Genomic DNA, 13,507 nt, shown 5'->3' with positions numbered 1-13,507 from the left:
AGGCCGGCCCTTCTCTATTGAAGGGTAAAAATTGCGATGAAACGGACCGCTCTTATAGCAGCGGCATTGCTGGCCGGGCTGTCCGGCGTTCCGGCGGGTGGGGACGGGGCAGCGGCAGACGGCCGCAACCTCGCTTCCGGCGGCAGGGTGACGAGGGTGTGGGACGGGGATACGGTCGTTATCACGCCTCAGGGGGGGAAGGCCTACACCTGCAGGCTCTACGGCATCGATGCGCCCGAGACCCCCAAGAAAGGCGTTCCGGGCCAACCTTACGGCGCCGCGGCGGCAGCTGAATTGCGCCGGCTTGTTCTCGGCCGTAACGTGGCGGTGGAGTTGACCGGAGAGCAGAGCTACAGGCGCCAGGTCGGTATAATCCTGCTTGATGGGGTGGACCTGAACCGGGAGATGGCGCGTCGGGGCTATGCCTGGGCCTATGTCCGGCATCTGCGACGCCCCCATGTCTCGGCATACCTGGGGGCAGAGCAGGAGGCCCGTCAGGCACGCCGGGGATTGTGGCGAGACCGCAATCCGATGCCACCGTGGGAGTTTCGGAGAAACCTGTGTATGGACAGAAGGTGAAAAAAAGCCCCGCTTGAAGGCGGGGCTTTTTTTCATGTCAGGGAGCGACCGGGATCAGCCATGGAGCGGCCTTCCGCCGCAGCGCTTAAGGCGCTCATGGGCTCTGCGCAGGATCTCCTCGGTGGTCTTCCAGTCGATGCACTTGTCGGTGGTGGAGACCCCGTAGCGAAGCTGGGACAGATCTTTGGGAATGGGCTGGTTCCCCGCTTCGAGGAAGCTCTCGATCATAACCCCCGAGATGGAGCGGTTGCCCGCCTCGATCTGGTCGACGATGCTGTCAAGCACCTCCGGCTGCTTCTCGTGGCGCTTCTCCGAGTTGCCGTGGCTGCAATCAACCATGATGGTCGGGAAGATGCCCCCCTTTTCAACCATCTCCTCGGTCTTGGCGATGTCCTCGGGAGAGTAGTTGGGTTTCTTGCCGCCACGCAGGACGATGTGCACGTCCGGGTTGCCGGTGGTCTGGATGATGGATGTCTTGCCATCCCGATTGATGCCGAGGAAACTGTGGGGGTGGAGCGCGGCGTTCATGGCGTCGATGGCGATCTGCAGGTTGCCGTCGGTGCCGTTTTTGAAGCCCACGGGGAAGGAAAGGCCGCTCGCCATCTCGCGGTGCGATTGGCTCTCCGTGGTCCGGGCGCCGATGGCCCCCCACGAGATATAGTCGGCCAGGTATTCAGGGGTGATGGTGTCGAGCATCTCGCACGCCACGGGGAGGAGCATGCCGGTGATGTCGTTCAGGAGCCGCCGCGCGATGCCGAGCCCCTTGGAGATCTGGTGGGTGTGGTTCATGTCAGGGTCGTTGATGAGCCCCTTCCAGCCGATGGTGGTGCGGGGCTTCTCGAAGTAGACCCGCATCACGATGAAAAGCTGGTCGGAGAGTTCGCTGGCGAGTCGCGCAAGGCGGCCCGCATAGTCGAGGGCGGCCTTGGGGTCGTGAATGGAACAGGGGCCCACCACTACCATGAGGCGGGTGTCTTTTCCCTTGAGGATGTTTTTGATATGGGCGCGGCTCGCATTAACGAATTCAGCTGTTTCCAGCGATTGGGGGAAGACTTGCCGCAGGTCGGCAGGGGCGATGATGGGGGTTATGCTCGTGACCTTCAGGTTGCTTGTCTTGGTCATTACGGGAATTGTCCTTTGATTTCATGGGGATTTGAGACGAGTTACTCTAGCGCTTTCCCCCCCAAAAGTCAAACGGGATGTATGCCCTCTCATGGAGGGTCACGAAGGAAGGTCGGCCTGAAGCCTGCTGAAATTCATCCGCACCGCGCCGGCAACGACCATGTTTTCGATAGCCCTTGCCGAGTCGCCGGGAGTCAGGTCAACCCCCCGTACCGCATCCTCAAGGAGTATTACCGCAAGACTGTGGCGCAGCCCGTCCAGAACCGATTCCTTGACGCAGTAGTCCGTGGCGAGGCCCCCCACGAAAAGTTTGGTGATACCCAGTTCCTTCAGGAGTTGCAGGAAGGGCACTCCGTTTCCCGTCGTTGCCTGGAACGCGGAATAGGCGTCCTGGGCCGGGTCCTGCCCCTTGGAGATCACGATGGCGTCGTCCGGGAGGGCTAGATCCGGGTGGAATCGGGCCCCCTCGCTCCCCTGGACGCAGTGGACCGGCCAGATGCCGCCGAAGTCCCGAAAGTGGGACGTGATGGCCGGATGCCAGTCCCGGGATGCGATGATCGGCAGCTTTCGCTCTCTAAAAAGCTCTATGTAGCGGTTGAACAGCGGGACGACCCGATCCCCCTCTGGTACGGGCAACGAGCCTCCGGGGCAGAAATCGTTCTGGACGTCGACGATCAGAAGGGCTGAGGTGCTCTTCATGAATAGTTCTCCTGCTGGATCCTTTTATATCCCCGTTGAACCTCGTCCATGAGCTGCAGCCGTAGCTCGTTGAGACCGGCGCTGATGGAAACCTTGTATTTATGGGGATTGATGAAGCGCATGCATCCCTGGGGGAGTCGGGTGAGTTGGTCACGGCTGAGGTCGGCCATCTCGTCCAGTCTGGGAGGTGATTTCGCCGTCCGCACACCGTCTTCCATGACAACGCCACGAATTTCAACGAAGCGAGCCTGCTGCGGGATGGCTACGAACTGAAGGGGATTGGAAGGGTCGTACACCGTGGCACCGGGGGCAATTTCCTCGTCGGCGAGGCAGATCACGTCCTGGATGAAGGACCCGTCGGGGGCCACGGCCCGCAGGAGCCGCTTGCGGTCGGGAAGGGTCGCCTTGGCGATGTCGCTGGTCACCTTGAGTTTGGGGTGGTCGCCGATCCGGACCAGTTTGTAGACTCCACCCAGGGCTCCTCCCCCCTCTCCGGCGCAGGTGGCAAGCCGTGTCCCCACGCCGTAGATGTCGACCCGGCCCCCTTCGCTCCGCATCGATTCGATCACGTATTCGTCCAGCTCGTTGGAGGCGACAATCTTTACGCCGGGGAAGCCCGCCTCGTCGAACATCCGGCGCGCCTCCCGGGAGAGGTAGGCCAGGTCACCCGAATCGATCCGCACCCCGACCAGTTCGTGCCCCCGGGAGCGGAGTTCCTGGGCAACGGTGATGGCGTTGGGGATGCCGCTTTTGAGGGTGTCGTAGGTGTCAACCAGGAGGATGCAGGTGTCGGGAAATACCTCGGCATAGGCGCGGAAGGCGGTCAGTTCATCGGGAAAGGCCATGATCCAGCTGTGGGCATGGGTTCCTTTCACCGGGATACCGAAGAGCTTCCCCGCCAGCACGTTGCTCGTGTTCCGAACCCCGCCAATGTAAGCGGCCCGGGCTTCGCTCACCCCCCCGTCGGGCCCCTGGGCGCGGCGCAGGCCGAACTCCAGCACCGTGCCGTCCACCGCCGCATGGACGATGCGGGCTCCCTTGGTGGCTACGAGGGTCTGGAAATTGATGATGTTCAAGAGCGCCGTCTCCACCAGTTGCGCCTGGGCCAGGGGAGCCTCGATGGTCACAAGGGGTTCATTGGCGAAAACCACTGTCCCCTCGGGAGGTGCCGTCACTTTTCCCCGGAACCGGAACGAGCGGAGGAAATCGATGAAGCGGGGGCGGAAGATAGCAAGGTCCTGGAGATATTCGAGCTCATCCTCGGCGAACTGGAGGTTTTCCAGGTAGTCGAGAGCCGTGTCGAGGCCGGCGAACACCGCATATCCCCCCTGGAAGGGGTTGTGCCGGTAGAAGAGGTCGAATACCGCCGGTTTGTCGGCCATTCCTTCTTCCAGGTAGCCGGCGAGCATGGTGAGCTGGTACAGATCGGTAAGAAGCGGTGAGTAGCGCATGGCATGTCTCCGTCGGGGAAATGAAGAAAAGTATACCACACTCACACCTGTCAGCCTGGACCGGCAGCATCGCGCAAGGTCGACGGCGAAACGCACGAAAGGCGGGATCGCTCCCGCCTTTCGTTGTGTGGCTTCAGGTGTTCTGTAAGACTACTTGTGGATGTTGTAGAAGACGTCCTTGCCGCGGAAGAGGGCGGTGGTGTCGAGCTCATCCTCGATCCGCAGGAGTTGGTTGTACTTGGCGACCCGGTCGGTGCGGCAGAGGGAGCCGGTCTTGATCTGGCCGGCGTTCACGGCCACGGAGAGGTCGGCCAGGGTGGTGTCCTCGGTCTCGCCCGAGCGGTGGGAGATGACGCAGGTGTAACCGGCGCGCTTGGCCATCTCAATGGCGTCCAGGGTCTCGGTGAGGGAGCCGATCTGGTTCAGTTTGATCAGGATCGAGTTGGCGATCCCCTTCTGGATCCCTTCCTTCAGGATCCGCGGGTTGGTGACGAAGAGGTCGTCGCCGACGATCTGGATCCGCTTGCCCAGGCGGTCGGTGAGGAGCTTCCAGCCGTCCCAGTCGTTCTCGGCCATACCGTCCTCGATGGAGATGATCGGGTACTTGTTCACGAGGTTTTCGTAGAAATCAACCATCTGGGCCGGGGTCTTCTTCGGCTCTGCCTCGTTCTCCAGGACGTAGACGCCATCGTTGAAGAGTTCCGACGAGGCCACGTCCAGGGCCAGGAGCACTTCCTCGCCCGGCTTGTAGCCGGCCTTCTGGATCGCCTCCATGATGACTTCCAGGGCCTCTTCGTTGGACTTCAGGTTAGGGGCGAAACCGCCCTCGTCACCCACGGCGGTATTGTACCCTTTACCTTTCAGGACACCCTTCAGGGCATGGAAAATCTCAGCCCCCATGCGCAGCGCCTCGGCAAAGGATTTTGCGCCGGCCGGCATGATCATGAATTCCTGGATGTCGACGTTGTTGTCGGCATGGGCGCCGCCGTTCAGGATGTTCATCATGGGGAGCGGAAGCTCCTTGGCGTTGCTGCCGCCGATGTACTGATAGAGGGGGAGCCCCACTTCCTCGGCTGCGGCCTTGGCCACGGCCAGGGACACGCCGAGAATGGCGTTGGCTCCCAGGTTGCTCTTGTACTCGGTGCCGTCCAGGTCCAGCATCCGCTGGTCGATTCCGATCTGGTCGGTGGCTTCCATGCCGATGATCTGCTCGGCAATGATGTTGTTGACGTTGTCGACTGCCTTGAGGACCCCCTTGCCGAGGTAGCGGGACTTGTCTCCGTCGCGAAGCTCCAGGGCCTCGCGCTCGCCGGTAGATGCGCCGGAAGGAACGGCCGCCCTTCCCATAACGCCGGACTCCAGGAAAACTTCGACCTCCAGGGTCGGGTTGCCGCGGGAATCGAGTATCTCTCGCGCGTAGACATCGGTAATTTCGCTCATTCTGGCCCCCTTGCAGAAATATGTACTTTGGTCTTCCGACCATAGGCAAAACAGCGGAATGTATATCAGAATTGGTGCTGAAAGGAAACATTTTTAATGTGTATGGCGGGGGTAACGCGGCATTCCGGGGGCGAGACCGTCATCGGAGTTGACAGGCCCCTGAGAGGAACGATATAGTATTTTTCTCAATACGTTATGCTCCTTGCAACTGTAACGGCACTTCTCCGTGCCCAACAGGGTAACAATACAATTAATTAGATATGCCCACCCAAAGCAGTAACACTGATCATGAAATGCGAGCCTCTCTTCCTCGATCCGTCGGGAGGCTCTTTGACAATCTCCTCGAGCGTTTTTCGAATCCGCGCCAGGAAGCCAGGAATCGCCGGGTTCTCCTCCTTCTTACCGCGTTTGTTCTTACCCTGCTCATCCTTCCCCGCCAGGAGTTTCTTTCCGTACGATACAAGGCCGGAGATATCGCCACCACCGATATCAGGGCGACCCAGGACTATCTTCTCGAGGACCGTCTCCTCACCGAAAAGAAGCGCCATGAGGCCGAGGCTGCCGTCCCTTACGTGTATGCTTTCTCGCTGGAAGGGGCTGGCGAGTTGGTGGGACGCGTCGAGCAGGCCCTTGCCCTCCTTCAGCAGGCTGCAACCGCTGCGCCTCCCCCCGGGGCGGGGCTGGACGAATCCCTGAAGGGGCTTTTCGGGTTCAGCCTTTCACCTGCGGAGAAAGCCCTCCTCATGAGCCTCGGGGCCGATGCCGGCCTGATGGACCAGGTGCGTGCCCTGGCCGAACGGCTCTATGCCAACAAGATTGTGGTCGACAAGCGATCCTTTGCCGGTGACACCGCCCACGGCATTGTCCTCGTTGATGCCCGGACCGGTGAATCGCTGGGGAAAATGGAGTACACGGTTTCTCCCGTCGAGCCTGCCGAGGTCCAGGAGATCGTCAAGGGGATGAAGATTGGCGCCCCCGGCCTCTCTCCGCGGGAGATCGAGACTCTGAAGGGGTTCGTGGCGAGAGGGGTGCGGCCGAATCTGACCTTCAGCAGGGATCTGACCGAACAGGCCCAGGCGAGGGCCCGGGATTCGGTCCGCCCGGTCCTTCTGCAGGTGAAGCAGGGGGAGATGATCGTCAGGGTGGGTGAACGGGTAACCGCAGAGCAGGTCCAGAAGCTCGAAATGATTTCCTCTGCCGGGGGGGACATCAACAAACTTTTCACCGGCATCGGCCTCTTTGGCCTTGTTCTCGTGATCCTCTATTTTCCCTACCGGTTCGCCCGCAAGAACATCCGGAAATTCAGCCCCGTCACCAAGGATCTGCTTCTCATTTCCCTGGTTACGGCCGGCATGTTCTTTCTGCTCAAGATCGCCCTGACCATCTCGACGGCCCTGGGGACACCATTTCCCAGCATCGATGCCCGCGATTACTTCTACCTCTTTCCCTTTGCCGTGGGTCCGATGCTGATCAGGATCATCCTCAACTCCGAAGTGGCCATGGTCTATACGGCCATCACGGCGCCGCTCCTGGGTATCATGTTCAACAACAGCCTCTTCGTGGTGGTATACGGGCTGCTGGGGGGGATCGTCGGCGCTCACGGCGTCCGCCACTGCAAGGACCGGAGCCGCATCTACACGGCCGGGGTTAAGGTAAGTGTGGTGAACTTCGCCATGGCGCTTGCCTTCCAGACCATGAGCGACAGTTTCCTCTCCCTCCAGACCATCTGGTGTGCCCTCTTCGCCCTGGCCGGCGGACTCCTCTGTTCGGCCATCGTTACCGGCACTATCCCGCTGATCGAAACCGTTTTCCACTACGTGACTGATATCAAGCTCCTCGAACTTTCCAACCTCAATTCGCCGATACTGCGGGAGTTGATGGTCCGCGCTCCCGGCACCTACCATCACAGTGTCCTGGTGGGGAACCTGGTGGAGGCGGCCGGGGAGACGATCAATGCGAATCCGCTCCTGGCAAGAGTGGCGGCCTACTACCACGATATCGGCAAGATCAGCAAACCCCAGTACTTCATCGAAAATACGGGGGGAGGCGATAACCGCCACGACAAGCTTGCCCCGAGCATGAGCGCCCTCATTCTCATATCACACGTGAAGGAGGGGGTTGAGCTGGCCCGCGAACATCGGGTGGGGCGCCCCATTGTCGATATTATCCGGCAGTCCCACGGCACGGCCCTCATGAGCTTCTTTTACCAGAAGGCAAAGACCCAGGCCGGCGACGGACAGGCCGTGCACGAACGTGATTTCCGCTATCCCGGCCCCAAGCCCCAGTCCCGGGAGGCGGGCCTGGTCATGCTGGCCGACTGCGTGGAGGCCGCCTCCCGCACCCTCGTGAACCCGACTCCTGACCGCATCCAGGGGCTGGTGCAGAAGATCATCAACAACATCTTTATCGACGGTCAGCTTGATGAATGCGAGCTGACCCTCAAGAACCTCCACGAAATCGCCAAGAGCTTCAACCGCATCCTGGCCGGCATCTACCATCAGCGCATCGATTACCCAGAGCCGGCCTTCAAGGAAAAAGAGAAACCGACCGGAGGTAAGAAACCGAGTGAAGGTAGCGATAGCGAACCGGCAAAGGCGGCACCCGATCGGGACGCCACGCCTCAGAAAAGTGGCGGAGAGGATATTAAGCGCCTTGGGATATCCCGATAGCGAGCTGTCGGTGGTCATCACCGGCGATCTCGGTATCAGGCGCGTCAACCGCGAGTATCTCCACAAGGACCGCCCCACGAACGTAATCTCCTTCGCCATGGCCGAGGGTGAGTTCGGCGCCCTCAATCCCGCCATGCTGGGGGATGTGATCATCTCTGCGGACACGGCGGCCCGCGAGGCGGAAGAGGGGGGAGTCTCCTTCTGGTCCAGGCTCTGTTTTCTGCTGCTCCACGGCATCCTTCACATCGCCGGCTACGACCACGAGCGGAGCGGCGAGGCCGAGGCCCGACGGATGGAGGCGAAGGAGCAGGAACTCTTTGCCCTCTTGGAGAGGGAAGGGCTTGTCTAGCCCCTACGGAGACACCGACGGCGAGGGGAACCCGCTTCGGCCTTCTCCCACGTTGCCCAACGGCGACCCCGTGAAGCCGTCGCGCTTCATCGACTCCGTCAACTGTGCCATCGAGGGGATTTTCTGGGCCACCCGGACCCAGAAGCACATGCGCCGGCACTTTCTGGCGGCGCTGGCGCTCCTCTTCGCGGTGCTTTTTCTCAGAGTGTCGGCCTTGGAGTTCACGCTTCTGGCAGTCTCTGTCTCGTTTGTGCTCTTTGCCGAGCTCATGAATACGGCGGTGGAGGTGGTTGTGGACATGGTGTCGCCGGAATACCACCCCCTCGCAAAGATCGCCAAGGACGTGGCCGCCGGCGGGGTGCTCGTGGCGGCCATCGGCGCGGCGGTCATGGGCTATCTGATCCTGTCCCATTACATCTTTCCCATTTACAAGGAGGCGCTCGCCATGATAGGTACCCCGTCGGAGATGGGGGCGGTGGTGGCCCTGCTGGCGGTAGTGATCGTGGTGGTGATCCTCAAGTCGATATCCGGCAAGGGGACGCCGCTGGAGGGGGGGCTGCCGAGCGGTCATGCGGCAGTGGCCTTTTCCATCGCCACCCTGGTCACTCTCAATACCCAAGAGCCTCTCACCTCGATTCTGGCAATTACTCTCGCCGTAATGGTGAGTCACTCGCGGCTTCTGCTCCGCATCCACACCATCCGTGAGGTGGTTTTCGGTGCTGCCACCGGAACGGGGATCACCCTCCTGGTGGTGATGCTGTTCCGGTTCATGAAATAGGCGTTTTTCGCGCCACTGTACGGTAAAGGGGGAATACAGGCCTTGGACGAGGGCTCTGGAAGGAAAAGCGCCGGACTGATGGACATGTTTGGCAGGTTTCTCACCGGCAAGAAGCGGATCACCGAAGAGGAGATCCAGGATATCATCGACGCCAGTGAGGAAGAGGGGCTCATTAATCCGGAAGAGAACGAGATGATTCGCTCCATCTTCGAGCTCCGCGACACGGTGGTCAGGGAGATCATGGTGCCGCGCACCGACATGGCCTGCGTCTCCGCCGACACCTCGGTGGGAGAGGTGCTGAGGACCATCATAGCCTGCGGCCACTCGCGGATTCCGGTCTACGATGGGACTGTCGACAACATCATCGGCCTCATTTACGCCAAAGACCTCCTCAAATACTGGGGGATGGGGGACTCCTCCATCAATATCAGGCGTATTATGCGCACCCCCTACTTCATTCCGGAGACCAAGAACCTGGAAGAGCTCCTCCAGGAGTTCAAACGCAAGCGGGTCCATATCGCCATTGTCATCGACGAGTACGGGGGCACGTCGGGGCTCGTCACCATCGAAGACCTGCTGGAGCAGATCGTGGGAGATATCCAGGACGAGTACGACCTTGAGGAGGATTGGCTCGTGGAGGAACCCGACGGCTCGGTCCTCGTGGATGCCCGCCTTCCCATCGAAGACCTTGAGGAGCGCTTCGGCATCGAAATCGAGCGGGAGAAGTTCGACACCGTGGCCGGACTCATCTTCCACCTGACCGGGCGGATCCCCAAGGTGGGCGAGGAGATCGAAAGCGACACCCTTCGGATGACCGTCCTTGAGGGTGGCGAGCGGAACATCAGGAAAGTGCGGGTGGCCCGCCGGGCCAGCACCACCGAGGAGACCGAAGGGTAGTGAACTACCGCACATTACGGATGCCCGATTTCGACGCCATTCCCCGGCGTGACTACCTGATGGCGGTTCTCTCGGGGGGGCTCCTTGCCCTCGCGTTCCCGAGCCCCGGCATCTCCCCCCTGGCCTGGATTGCGTTCGCGCCGCTCCTGCTCGCCTGCGGCCGGAAGGATCCCCGCAAGGCCTTCCACCTGGGGTTCGTCACAGGGCTCACCGCCTACGCGGGGATTCTCTATTGGATCACCATTGTCGTCACCACCTACGGAAAGCTTCCGTGGATCGTGAGCGTCGGCGTCCTGTCGATGCTCGTGTCCTACCTGGCGCTCTATCCAGCCGTGGTTGCCTATCTGGTCCGCCGGGGAGAGGATCGGGGAATTTCCCTGCTCATTTCGTTTCCGCTCCTCTGGGTGGGGCTGGAGTATGGGCGTGCCTTCCTCGTCACCGGGTTTCCCTGGGCAAGCCTCGGTTACACCCAGTACCGGACCCTTCCTCTCATCCAGATCGCTGACATCACCGGGGTATACGGCCTGAGTTTCCTCATTGCCCTGGCAAATGTGGTTTTCTACCGGATCATCCGCGGCTTTGCTGCGCGAGAGCGGGCTCCCTATCCGGTGAAGAGCGTCGTGCTCCTGCTCGCCCTTCTCCTTGCAACCGTTGCCTACGGTTTCAAGCGCCTCCATGTTCCCGAGAGTGGTGAGCCGTTCAAGGTGGCCCTCATCCAGGGGAACATCGACCAGAACATCAAGTGGGATCCGTCGTTCCAGGAAGAGACCGTCGCCATCTACGAGCGGCTGTCGCGCAAGGCCTGCGCCGCCGGCCCTTCCGATCTTCTGGTCTGGCCCGAAAGCGCGGCCCCCTTTTATTTCCAGGACGAGCCGCGGTATGCCTCCCGCATCAAGGGGCTTGCGAAGGAGCTCAAAACCTGCGCCGTGGTCGGGAGCCCCGCCTATGAGAAAGACGGGGAGCGGTTGAAGTACCTGAACAGCGCCTTTCTTCTCTCCCCTTGGGGGGATGTGCTCGGCCGCAGCGACAAGATTCACCTAGTCCCCTTCGGCGAGTACGTGCCGATGGCGAAACTTCTTCCCTTTGTGAACAAGCTTGTGGCAGGCATCGGCGATTTCTCGCCCGGCGCCCAGGTTGCCGCCCTGGACACCGGCAAGGGGAGGATCGGCATCCTCGTCTGCTTCGAGGGGATATTCCCGGAACTCTCCCGGGCCTACGTCCGGGCCGGGAGCCGCCTCCTTGTCAACATCACCAACGACGCTTGGTTCGGGCGCTCATCAGCCCCTTACCAGCACCTCTCCATGACCGTCTTCCGTGCCGTGGAGAACCGGGTGCCGCTGGTTCGGGCCGCCAACACCGGCATAACCTCCATCATCGACAGCAAGGGGCACATCCGGGGGATGACCTCCCTCTTCGAGGAGGCGGTGCTGAACGGCGAGGTGCGGCTGGGGGAGGGAGAGAGCTTCTACAACCGTTACGGCGACGTCTTCGCCTGGGCGTGTGTCGCAGGGGGGGCGATCGTTACGGCCCTCGCCTTCGGAAGAAAACGTATTCACCACCAGTAAAGGAGTCATGGATGTTCAGAGAAGAAGTAGCCCGCGTTGAAAATCTTTCGGAGCGCATCGCCAAGCTCCGGGGGTCTCTTTGACATAGACAGCAAGCGGGAGGATATCCAGGAGATGGAGGCCGAGATAGCGGCCCCCGGCTTCTGGGATGACAACGAAAAGGCCCAGCAGCTCCTCAGGGAGCGAACGCGGATCGAGAAGATCCTTGACCTCTGGGACCGCCTGAACCGTCAGTCAGACGATATCCGGGTGCTGATCGAGCTGGGCGAGGAGGCAGAGGACGAAGCGACTCTTGACGAGGTCCGGTCTCTCAACGACCAGTTGGAAAGGGACGTAGAGGGGGCCGAGTTCCAACGGATGCTCTCCGGCCCCCATGACAAGAGCGCCTGCTACTTCTCCATCAACGCCGGCGCCGGCGGCACCGAGGCCCAGGACTGGGCCGAGATGCTTCTCAGGATGTATCTCCGCTACTGCGAGCGCAAGGGGTGGAAGACGGAGATCACCGACTATCAGGCCGGCGACGAGGCGGGGCTCAAGTCGGCAACCTTTACCGTTGACGGTGAGTATGCATACGGCTATCTTAAGGCCGAAGCCGGCATCCACCGCCTCGTGCGAATTTCTCCCTTTGATTCCAATGCCCGGCGGCATACCTCCTTTGCCTCGGTCTTCGCCTTCCCCGAGATCGAGGACGATATCGAGGTAACGATCAACGAAACGGACCTGAGAATCGACACCTACCGCTCCAGCGGGGCCGGCGGCCAGCACGTGAACACTACCGATTCCGCCGTCCGGATCACCCATATCCCCACGGGCCTCGTGGCTGCCAGCCAGTGCGAGCGGAGCCAGCACATGAACAAGGCGACCGCCATGAAGATGCTCCGCGCCAAGCTCTACGAGAAGGAGCTCCAGGAGCGGGAGGCCAAGGCCGCCGAGATCGGCGGCGAGAAGAAGGAGATCGGCTGGGGAAGCCAGATCCGCTCCTATGTCCTGCATCCGTACAAGATGGTGAAGGACCTGAGGACCGGCGTCGAAACCGGCAACCCCGACGCGGTCCTGGACGGCGATCTCGAGGAATTCATCGTCGCCTTCCTCATGGGGGTGCGCCGGGACGTGAAGGACACCGTAGACTGATGAAGAGATTCGTCGTTCATCTGATAGCATTTATTGTCGTCTCCCTCCTGGCGGCCGCCGGCTGTGCCGCGCCGCGGGCGGGAATCTCCCGCATCGGCCACGCCATCCAGGTGGGGGCCTTTTCCGAGGTGAAAAACGCCGAACGCCTGGCGGCCCAGCTCCAGGTGCGGGGAATCGAAGCCTTCTACTTCAAGCGGGACAATGGTCTCTACGCCGTCCGTTTCGGCGATTTCCCCTCCAAGCAGGCTGCCCAGAAGGAGGCCCGGAAGCTGGTTTCCGACGGCCTTATCGGCGCCTATTTCATCGCTCCGCCCCAGGACCTTTCCGGCAAACGCGAAACCGTGGTGAAACGGGAGCCTGCGGCCACCATTGGCCGTCTTCCCGCAGAGCCCCGCAAGAAGCAGCCCGAAGCCCCGAAAGGGGAGAAGGACATGGGGCAGATTGCAGCCCGTACCGCGGAACGTTTTGTGGGGATACCCTACCGTTGGGGGGGGAATACCGTTGTGGACGGGATGGATTGCAGCGGCTTTGCCCGCGCCGTCTACAACCTCTGCGGGGTCAACATTCCCCGCACCTCCCGGGAACAGTTCAAGGTGGGGGACCCGGTGGCGCGTGACGACCTGAAGGATGGCGATTTGGTCTTCTTCGGCGCTTCCGAGGAGAACATCAATCACGTGGGGATCTACGTGGGAGACAGGCGGTTCGTCCATGCCCCCCGTCGTGGGGATGACATCAAGATCTCATCCCTCGACGAGAACTACTTTGCGAAGAAGTTCATGGGTGGACGCAGGTATTTCTAATTCAGATGAAGTTTCAAAATGAGGTAA

12 protein-coding genes are annotated in these 13,507 nt (G+C 61.1%); 8 read left to right on the top strand and 4 right to left on the bottom strand.

The window, feature by feature from the left end; all coding sequences use genetic code 11:
* The first annotated feature begins 36 nt into the window (after nt 1–36).
* Nucleotides 37–579 (top strand): thermonuclease family protein, encoded by a 543-nt coding sequence (locus KI811_RS00670; protein ID WP_214184562.1) that lies wholly within the window; start codon nt 37–39, stop codon nt 577–579.
* 54 nt (nt 580–633) lie between these two features.
* Here KI811_RS00670 and KI811_RS00665 read toward each other — a convergent pair whose 3' ends face one another.
* The 4 genes from KI811_RS00665 to eno form a co-directional block, all read right to left on the bottom strand.
* Complete coding sequence (locus KI811_RS00665; RefSeq protein ID WP_214184561.1) at nt 634–1,701, bottom strand: 3-deoxy-7-phosphoheptulonate synthase; 1,068 nt, start codon at nt 1,699–1,701, stop codon at nt 634–636.
* A gap of 99 nt (nt 1,702–1,800) precedes the next feature.
* Complete coding sequence (pncA, locus tag KI811_RS00660; RefSeq protein ID WP_214184560.1) at nt 1,801–2,400, bottom strand: bifunctional nicotinamidase/pyrazinamidase; 600 nt, start codon at nt 2,398–2,400, stop codon at nt 1,801–1,803.
* A complete protein-coding gene (locus KI811_RS00655; RefSeq protein WP_214184559.1) occupies nt 2,397–3,851 on the bottom strand; it encodes a nicotinate phosphoribosyltransferase in 1,455 nt (484 codons plus the stop codon). The genes pncA and KI811_RS00655 overlap by 4 nt, the downstream gene beginning before the upstream one ends.
* A gap of 150 nt (nt 3,852–4,001) precedes the next feature.
* Nucleotides 4,002–5,291: a phosphopyruvate hydratase gene (gene eno, locus KI811_RS00650; RefSeq protein WP_214184558.1), complete on the bottom strand. Its 1,290-nt coding sequence runs from the start codon at nt 5,289–5,291 to the stop codon at nt 4,002–4,004.
* A gap of 260 nt (nt 5,292–5,551) precedes the next feature.
* Between eno and KI811_RS00645 the strand changes: the two genes are divergently transcribed.
* The 7 genes from KI811_RS00645 (at nt 5,552) to KI811_RS00615 (ending at nt 13,480) form a co-directional block, all read left to right on the top strand.
* Nucleotides 5,552–7,960 (top strand): HD family phosphohydrolase, encoded by a 2,409-nt coding sequence (locus KI811_RS00645; RefSeq protein WP_214184557.1) that lies wholly within the window; start codon nt 5,552–5,554, stop codon nt 7,958–7,960.
* A complete protein-coding gene (ybeY, locus tag KI811_RS00640) occupies nt 7,857–8,309 on the top strand; it encodes an rRNA maturation RNase YbeY (protein WP_214184556.1) in 453 nt (150 codons plus the stop codon). Before KI811_RS00645 ends, ybeY begins: the two co-directional genes overlap by 104 nt.
* Entirely contained in the window at nt 8,302–9,087 is a 786-nt protein-coding gene (locus KI811_RS00635) for a diacylglycerol kinase (protein ID WP_246551210.1), read from the top strand. The genes ybeY and KI811_RS00635 overlap by 8 nt, the downstream gene beginning before the upstream one ends.
* 42 nt (nt 9,088–9,129) lie before the next feature.
* Nucleotides 9,130–9,984: a hemolysin family protein gene (locus KI811_RS00630; protein WP_214184555.1), complete on the top strand. Its 855-nt coding sequence runs from the start codon at nt 9,130–9,132 to the stop codon at nt 9,982–9,984.
* Nucleotides 9,984–11,549, top strand: coding sequence for an apolipoprotein N-acyltransferase (gene lnt, locus KI811_RS00625; protein WP_214184554.1), 1,566 nt, complete (start codon nt 9,984–9,986; stop codon nt 11,547–11,549). Before KI811_RS00630 ends, lnt begins: the two co-directional genes overlap by 1 nt.
* A gap of 11 nt (nt 11,550–11,560) precedes the next feature.
* Nucleotides 11,561–12,680 (top strand): peptide chain release factor 2 gene (gene prfB / locus KI811_RS00620; RefSeq protein WP_214184553.1). Its coding sequence is split into 2 segments (ribosomal slippage): nt 11,561–11,629 and nt 11,631–12,680, totalling 1,119 coding nucleotides; the frame shifts between segments, so codons are not numbered across the junction.
* Entirely contained in the window at nt 12,680–13,480 is an 801-nt protein-coding gene (locus KI811_RS00615; protein WP_214184552.1) for a C40 family peptidase, read from the top strand. Before prfB ends, KI811_RS00615 begins: the two co-directional genes overlap by 1 nt.
* Nucleotides 13,481–13,507 lie beyond the last annotated feature (27 nt).

Source organism: Geobacter hydrogenophilus (genome assembly GCF_018501225.1).
GTDB classification, from domain to species: Bacteria; Desulfobacterota; Desulfuromonadia; order Geobacterales; family Geobacteraceae; genus Geobacter; species Geobacter hydrogenophilus.
Note: the sequence above shows the minus strand (reverse complement) of the source record. Positions and strands in the feature narration are given on the sequence as shown.

What these genes read in the sequence shown, in the direction of transcription:
- KI811_RS00670 (WP_214184562.1), top strand. Translation starts at nt 37, where the DNA reads ATGAAACGGACCGCTCTTATAGCAGCGGCATTGCTGGCCGGGCTGTCC.
- KI811_RS00665 (WP_214184561.1), bottom strand. Translation starts at nt 1,701, where the DNA reads ATGACCAAGACAAGCAACCTGAAGGTCACGAGCATAACCCCCATCATC.
- pncA (WP_214184560.1), bottom strand. Translation starts at nt 2,400, where the DNA reads ATGAAGAGCACCTCAGCCCTTCTGATCGTCGACGTCCAGAACGATTTC.
- KI811_RS00655 (WP_214184559.1), bottom strand. Translation starts at nt 3,851, where the DNA reads ATGCGCTACTCACCGCTTCTTACCGATCTGTACCAGCTCACCATGCTC.
- eno (WP_214184558.1), bottom strand. Translation starts at nt 5,291, where the DNA reads ATGAGCGAAATTACCGATGTCTACGCGCGAGAGATACTCGATTCCCGC.
- KI811_RS00645 (WP_214184557.1), top strand. Translation starts at nt 5,552, where the DNA reads ATGCCCACCCAAAGCAGTAACACTGATCATGAAATGCGAGCCTCTCTT.
- KI811_RS00615 (WP_214184552.1), top strand. Translation starts at nt 12,680, where the DNA reads ATGAAGAGATTCGTCGTTCATCTGATAGCATTTATTGTCGTCTCCCTC.